At 32.8% G+C, this 7,982-nt stretch carries 5 protein-coding genes; all 5 read left to right on the forward strand.

Translation table 11 applies throughout. The features are described from left to right. Positions 1-83: 83 nt before the first annotated feature. The 5 genes from tilS to COX95_00185 all read left to right on the forward strand — a co-directional run bounded on the left by tilS (position 84) and on the right by COX95_00185 (position 7,804). A complete protein-coding gene (tilS, locus tag COX95_00165; protein PIZ86680.1) occupies positions 84-1,526 on the forward strand; it encodes a tRNA lysidine(34) synthetase TilS in 1,443 nt (480 codons plus the stop codon). Between the two features lie 95 nt (positions 1,527-1,621). Beyond that, positions 1,622-3,529 (forward strand): cell division protein FtsH, encoded by a 1,908-nt coding sequence (locus COX95_00170; GenBank protein PIZ86684.1) that lies wholly within the window; start codon positions 1,622-1,624, stop codon positions 3,527-3,529. A 63-nt stretch (positions 3,530-3,592) separates the two neighbouring features. Further along, positions 3,593-5,215 (forward strand): murein biosynthesis integral membrane protein MurJ, encoded by a 1,623-nt coding sequence (gene mviN, locus COX95_00175; GenBank protein PIZ86681.1) that lies wholly within the window; start codon positions 3,593-3,595, stop codon positions 5,213-5,215. 72 nt (positions 5,216-5,287) lie between these two features. After that, entirely contained in the window at positions 5,288-7,069 is a 1,782-nt protein-coding gene (locus tag COX95_00180) for an elongation factor 4 (protein ID PIZ86682.1), read from the forward strand. A gap of 183 nt (positions 7,070-7,252) precedes the next feature. Further along, positions 7,253-7,804: a hypothetical protein gene (locus COX95_00185; protein ID PIZ86683.1), complete on the forward strand. Its 552-nt coding sequence runs from the start codon at positions 7,253-7,255 to the stop codon at positions 7,802-7,804. Positions 7,805-7,982 lie beyond the last annotated feature (178 nt).

Here is a 7,982-nt window from a genome sequence, read left to right on the forward strand (position 1 = left end):
CGGACAGTTTAAAAGAGTGTTTGGAAAGTAGTTTAATTTAATCAATAATTTATTAGCCCCTTTTAAAAAAGGCTGATTTAGTTATGTTTTTCTATGATAGGGATTTAGTAAATGTTAGAATAATAATGATGGATTTAATTAATAAAGTTCAGCAAAATATTATAAAACGTAAGCTTTTTGATAAAAAAGAAAAGATAATTTTAGCAATTTCCGGCGGGATTGATTCGATAGTTTTATTAGATATCTTGCATAATTTAAAACAGAAATATCAATTTTCAATTATAATTGCCCATCTTAATCACGGTCTTAGGGGCAAAGATGCTGATTTAGACCAAAAATTCGTACAGGAAATAGCAATTAAACATGGTTATAGATTTGAGACAAAAAAAGTTAATATAAAAAAAATTTCTGAAAAGAGAAAAGGAAATTTAGAAGAAATAGCTCGAGAAGAAAGGTATAAATTTTTTAATTCTATTGCCAAAAAAAATAATATCAACAAAATAATTACGGCTCATCATGCTGATGATCAGATTGAAACAGTTTTATTAAATTTTATAAGAGGTGCAAAATCCCAAGGTCTATCTGGGATGGATTTTATAACCAGGCGTATTATAAATAAATATGAAATTTTGGTTGTTAGGCCAATGTTAAATTTCTGGCGAAAAGATATAGAGAGATATCAAAAAGAGCATAACCTAAAATTTCGTTTGGATAAATCAAATTATGATTTGCGAATCCGTAGAAATTATTTGAGACATAAACTTATACCTAGTTTTGAAAAAGAAGATAAAAATTTTAAATACAAAGTTTTTGCAAAGTCTATTTTGTTAAGACGACTGATAAAAGAAACTGAGTCTAAAATATTTAAACTATACAAAAAAATTGAAAAAAAGAAATTGCTCGGAGCAGTTATTCTAGATAGAAATATTTTTAGAAAAATTGACTATAGCCTAAAAGCACTTATTCTAAAAGAAGGCTTTAGGCAGGTCTCAGGCAGTTTTAAAAATATATCCAGTAAAAATATTCATGATTCTTTGAATTTGATAGAATCTTCAGAGGTTGGGAAAATGATGATTCTTCCTGGCAAATTGATATTATTAATCGATTATGATGATTTGATATTATTTAAAGACACTTTACCTAAGACCAAGATCAAAAAACGGAAACTTAGAATAGGCAAAAATGTTATCAAAGAAGCCGATTTATTTATTAAATTATCAAAAAAACAAAAAATCAGCGCCAACTTTTTTAATTACGATTTTCAGAAAATAGAATTGCCTATTTTTATAAGATCATTCATGCCTGGTGATAGATTTGTGCCGCTTGGCTTTAACGGAACAAAAAAAGTTCAGGATTTATTTGTTGATCTTAAAATACCTAAAAGATTAAGAAATTTAATTCCCATAATAGTAGATAAAAATGATAAGATATTAGGAGCATTAGGAATACGTCAGGGTAATCTAGCGGTCGCTACTAAAACAACTAAGAAATTTTTAGCCATTGATTTTAATAAACTAAGTGTTTAAAATAATAACTTAATATCGTGCCCGCCCTCACTTACAGTTTTTGGCGGGCTTTGGCTTCGGCAAAGAATATATATTCCGAAGCCTCAGGAGGAAAATTGAAAAAGATATCACAAAACTTTATATACTTCATTTTTATTATTTTACTTTTAGCAACAGCTTATACTTTTTTTAATCCGCAGCAGCCAGAGCCTAAAAAAGTAGATTTAAGTGAAGTAATACAAGAAGTGAAAGATGGCAAAATAGAAAATATTACTGAAGAAGGAACAAAGTTAAATATTGTTTTAAAAAATGGTGAGAAGCAAGCGAGTAATAAAAATCCAAATGAATCTTTAGTTAAGGATTATGGGATTGATCCAAGTAAAGTTAGAATTGATTATAAACCGCCTGAGGACAGAACATTCCTCCTCGGGATTATTTCTACAGTTCTTCCTTTTTTACTGATAGTCGGATTTTTCTATTTTATAATGAAGCAGGCTCAGTCTGGATCTAACCAAGCCCTGTCGTTTGGTAAATCAAAGGCTAGATTATTTGGACAGGATAAGAAGAAAATTACTTTTAAAGATGTCGCAGGCGCAGCAGAAGCAAAAGAAGAATTATTTGAGATTGTTGACTTTTTAAAAAACCCGCTTAAGTTTACATCTATTGGTGCAAAGATACCAACGGGTGTTTTGATGGTAGGGCCTCCGGGTACAGGTAAAACTTTAATAGCTAAGGCAGTAGCAGGTGAAGCAGGCGTACCATTCTTTTCTATATCTGGTTCTGAATTTGTAGAAATGTTTGTTGGCGTTGGGGCATCTAGGGTTAGGGACTTGTTCCAAAAAGCTAAAAGAAATGCGCCATGTATAGTATTTATCGATGAGATTGATGCAGTGGGAAGACAACGAGGTGCTGGTTTAGGCGGTTCTCATGACGAAAGAGAACAAACCTTGAATCAGATATTAGTTGAAATGGACGGTTTTGATACGGATACAAATATTATCATTATTGCGGCAACAAACAGACCGGATGTGCTTGATCCAGCCCTTTTAAGGCCGGGAAGATTTGATAGAAGAGTTGTTTTAGAATCGCCAGACCTTAAAGATAGAGAAGCAATCTTAGAAGTTCATTCTAAAAATAAGCCGCTGGTATCTGATGTGGACTTGAAAAAAATAGCCCAAAGAACCCCTGGATTTTCTGGAGCAGATCTTGCAAACCTTGTTAACGAAGCAGCAATATTAACGGCAAGGCGTAGCAAAAAACATATTACCACAGACGAATTAACAAGCGCTATTGAAAAAGTGGTATTAGGACCTGAAAGGAAATCAAGACTTCTTTCTGATAAAGAGAAAATAATAACCGCTTATCATGAAGCAGGTCATGCATTAGTTGCAAAAATGTTGCCAAATTGCGATCCGGTTCATAAGGTATCAATTGTATCGCGTGGTATGGCCGCAGGATATACTTGGAATTTACCCGCAGAAGATCAACACTTATATTCTCGCTCAAAATTTATGGATGATTTAGCCATGATGTTGGGCGGGCGAAGCGCTGAAGAAGAAAAATTTCACGAAATAACAACCGGCGCTGAAAATGATTTAAGAAGAGCGACTAAATTAGCAAGAAGAATGGTTACAGAATTTGGCATGAGTGAAAAATTAGGGCCATTAACCTTTGGTCATAAAGAAGAATTAGTTTTTCTCGGTCGCGAATTAGGCGAGCATAAAAATTATAGCGAAAAGATCGCATCTGAAATTGACGAAGAATTTGCAAGAATAATAAATGAAGCGCATCAAACAGCTAGAAAAGTTATTGATGATAATAAACAAAAACTTGAAGATATAGCAAACAAATTAATTACCGAAGAAACTATAGAAAGTGAAGAATTTGAAAAGATTTTTGGGAAACAAAAGGTTAGTAAGAAGCAATCCGAGGATATTGAAGTAAAAGAAAAAGAAGTTCAAGAAGATAAAAAAATACCTCAGCCGGAAAAACCAGAATTCAAACCAGACGAAGCACAATCTTAAAAGAGACTATTTAGAATCAAAGAAGCAGCCTATAGGCTGCTTCTTTATGATATAATTATTTTAATGAAAGAATTTTCGAAAAATAGGGCAACGCTAATTCTTATGATTGCTGCTATTGGTAGTAATGTTTTGGGTTTGGGGAAAGATATTGTTTTTAACTTGCACTTTAAGTCTGATCTTTTAAAAATTTATTTTTCAGCTTTTAGGTTCCCTGATTTGATATATAATTTGGTAGTTTTAGGCGTTTTATCTTCTATATTTATTACTTTTTTTATTGACCATTTGAATAACAAAGGCAAAGAAGACGCCTTTAAGTTTGCAAATAATATAATAAATTTTACTATTATAGCTACAAGTATTTTTTCTATTATATTATTCTTTATGGTTCCTTTTTTGATCCACGGCTTAACTCCAGGATTTTCACCTGAAGAGAAAGAATTAACTGCTAAGCTAATTCAAATAATGCTCTTACAGCCCATACTAATGGGTTTATCAAGTGTTATTGGTGGTGTCTTGAATTCATTCAAAAAATTTGTAGCATATGCTTTGGCCCCTATCTTTTATAATTTAGGCATCATCTTTGGCGCTATTTTTTTAGCTCCTAAATATGGTATATTCGGATTGGCTTACGGTGTTCTTATTGGTGCTTTTTTACATTTATTAATCCAACTTGTCCCAGTTTTAAAAACAGGCTATAGATATAAATTTGTTTTCAATGCCACTGATCAATCTCTGAGGCAAATGTTAAAATTAGCTCCTCCTAGAATTGGAGGTCTTCTTGCCAGCCAAGCAAATTTATTTATTATTACTATTGTTGGCTCTTTAATTGGTGGAGGATCAATTACATACTTGATGTATGCCAATGATATACAGGCTTTTGTTGTCGTTGTATTTGGTTTATCGTTTGCTACAGTTGTTTTCCCTCTTTTAGCTGATTATGCTTCTTTGAATAAAACAGAGGAATTTATAAATGAACTATCTACCTCTTTTAGGCAAATTCTATTCTTTGCAATTCCTGCTTCTTTAGGATTAATCCTTCTTAGGGGTCAAATTGTAAGGTTGCTATTAGGCTATGGCTTTTTTAAATTCACTGATACAAAATTAACTGCAGCTATTTTGGGAGTTTTTGCTTTGAGTCTTTTTGCTCAGGCATTAATTCTTATTTTGGTTAGAGCATTTTATGCTTTAAAAGATACTAAAACTCCTTTTTATGCTGCACTTTCTGCGGTTTTAGTTAATATTATTGGCAGCATAACACTGCCAAAATTTTTCGATCAATATGTAGCTGATCCTAAGAATGGTATAACCTTTGCAGTTGTAGGTTTAGCTGCTGCCTTTACAATTGCAAGCTTTGTCAACATGTTAATATTACTTATTGCTCTTCATAAAAGGTTAGGCGGATTGAACGATGGAAAAATTATCAATTCACTAAGCAAAATAATTATTGCCTCAGCGGCTATGGCAATTAGCATCCAGGGTTTAAAATATGTGATTAGTCCTATTATCAACCCAATCCATCCTGTGTTGGGTTTTACTGTCCAGACCTTGTTCGTAATTTTTGCTGGTGCAGGTGTTTACTTTTTCCTTGCTTATATCCTTGGCTGTGATGAAATTAAGGGTTTTAAAAATATCTTCAAGCGCACTCCTTCTTATTTGCAATCAGATTCTGACGAATCGAAAAATTAATTATTATTGTTGAATCTAGGTCGTTGTTTATACACTTTTTTATTATTAATAAATCTAATATAATGTATCTCTATGGATAAAGATAAAATTCGAAATTTTGCAATTATTGCGCATATTGATCATGGTAAATCAACTTTAGCTGATAGATTTTTGGAAATCACGAACACGCTTCCCAAGGATAAAATTAAAGAACAGACATTAGACCGAATGGATTTGGAGAGGGAGCGCGGTATTACAATAAAGCTTGCACCAGCAAGAATGAACTGGAAAGGTTATGAGTTAAATCTTATCGATACCCCAGGTCATGTGGATTTTACCTATGAAGTTTCCCGTTCTCTTGCAGCAGTGGAAGGCGCTATTTTAGTTGTTGATGGTACTCAGGGGATACAAGCTCAAACCTTAACGAATTTATATTTAGCATCCGATCAAAGTCTTGAAATAATTCCGGTAATAAACAAAGTGGATTTGCCTGGAGCGGAAGTTGATAGAGTAAGTCAAGAAATAATAAATCTTCTTAATATATCAAAAGATGAAATTTTATTAGCTTCAGCTAAGGAAGGAAAGGGCATAACTCAAATATTAGATAAAATTATTGAAAAAGTGCCGGCTCCTCAGTCATCAGAAAAGCAAGTAAAAGCTCTTATTTTTGATTCTAATTTTAATAACTATAAAGGTGTTGTAACCTTTATCAGAGTTAAAAGTGGGCAAATAAAAAAAGGAGACAAGATATGCTTTATGGCTACAGGCAAAGCTGCCGAAGCATTAGAAGTAGGATATTTAAATCCTGATTTTATTTCAACTGGAAAAATTGAAGAAGGAGAAATAGGATATCTTGTTACTGGCCTTAAAGATGTTTCCGAAGCAAAGGTTGGTGACACGATTACGGTCTTAAATGATGATGAAAAAATGTCTAAGGAAGCTCTACCTGGTTATAAGCAAATAAAGCCTTTTGTTTATGCATCTTTATATTCAACTTCTGGTGAGCCCAATGAGTTACGAGAAGCTTTAGAAAAACTTAAACTAAATGATGCATCATTAACATTCGAGCCTGAAACCTCCCCAGCTTTAGGATCTGGTTTTCGTGTTGGGTTTTTAGGTCTTTTGCATTTGGATATTATAAGAGAAAGATTAGAGAGGGAATTTAATCAAGATCTTATTATAACAACTCCGTCTGTTTCCTATAAAATAATTATGCAAGATGGTAGTGAATATATTATCAACAGTGCCAATGAAATGCCAACCCCCGGAACTTTTCAGGAAATTCAAGAGCCAATAGTTAAATTGGAAATTATAACGCCCTCTAATCATATGGGTCCGGTTATGGAATTAGTCCAAAGCCGAAGAGGAGATTATAAAGCATTAGATTATATAGATTCTAAAACAGCCTTAATAATTTATGAAATACCACTTTCAGAAATTATTGTTGATTTTTATGATGAACTTAAAAGTGTTAGTTCCGGTTATGCTTCTTTAAATTATGAATTCACAGATTTTAAAAAAGCTGATTTGGTAAAATTAGATATTTTGATTGCAGGTGATGTAATCCCACCCCTTGCTGTTATTATTCCAAGGGAAAAATCTCTCTATATTGGGCGAGGAGTTGTAAAAAAACTCAAGGAAACAATTCCACGTCAATTGTTTGAAGTTTCTCTTCAGGCAGCAATTGGTTCTAAGGTATTGGCTAGAGAAGATGTCCCACCTCTTAGAAAAGATGTAACTGCTAAATTATACGGGGGGGATGTTACTAGAAAAAGAAAGCTTCTTGAAAAGCAAAAAAAAGGTAAGAAAAGAATGAAACGTTTTGGGAAAATAGATATTCCCCAAGAAGCCTTTCTAAGTATATTAAAAAGATAGTCGTTTGCTCGGCTTAAGTTAAGTCAATATTAAATAAGGGTTGACAATTTCGCTTAAAATATCTAACATATGTACATTCTGGTATTTATGTATGATATTGCATCTGCATATCCTGCCCCGCCCATTAAAATTATATTTATCACAGAGGAGTGATACTAGTTGTTAGAAACACCATCATATTTAATGACAAGAAATACATTTGGATTACTTACAGCGTTAAACGGTGGTTTAGAGAAAAAACTTAAAAAAGAAATGCAAGAATTAATAGATGATTACGATAAAAGCGGCGAAATAGGCGCCGGTCGCCATATCCCTATGTTAGACACTACACTGCAACTGACTATAGAAACAATTAATCGTGTTTTTTCTGATTTAGCCAGCGCGCGTTTTATAGATGACATGAACATTGAACCCTCAAAAGTTTCCGTTGGTACAGTAGCCGAGTTGTTATATGTAGAGAATAAAGAAGTTGAAAAGACTGCCATTTTAGGTTATTGGGACGCCTATTTATTCCAAAAAAACGAATATCCAGAATGTAATAATATAGACTTTGTCATGTCGCCAGATACTCCAATCGCGCAAAGAATTTTAGGCAAAAAAGCCGGTGACATAGTACAAATCAAGATTCCCGATGGTCGTATTGAAGTAAGAATTCTTTCTATAAAAAAATTCGATTGCAAAAGTCAACAAGCCATAGAAAAATTAATCAAAAAACATCAGGAAGCAAAAAACTAATTTAAAACCTCTTTTAAAAACAAAAATCATTTTTATAATTACAACACAACCCCAAGCAGCAAAGCTGCTTTTTTATTTTTTATAAATTCGAGTATGAATAAGTTACGAAACATTTGAGACTCCTGCAAATAACTAAGGAGTTTCCAATATGCATATCAAAGCCTTGTGGTATAAGACT

It is taken from the genome of bacterium CG_4_10_14_0_2_um_filter_33_32 (assembly GCA_002792735.1).
Classification (GTDB): Bacteria; Patescibacteriota; CPR2_A; order CG2-30-33-46; family CG2-30-33-46; genus CG2-30-33-46.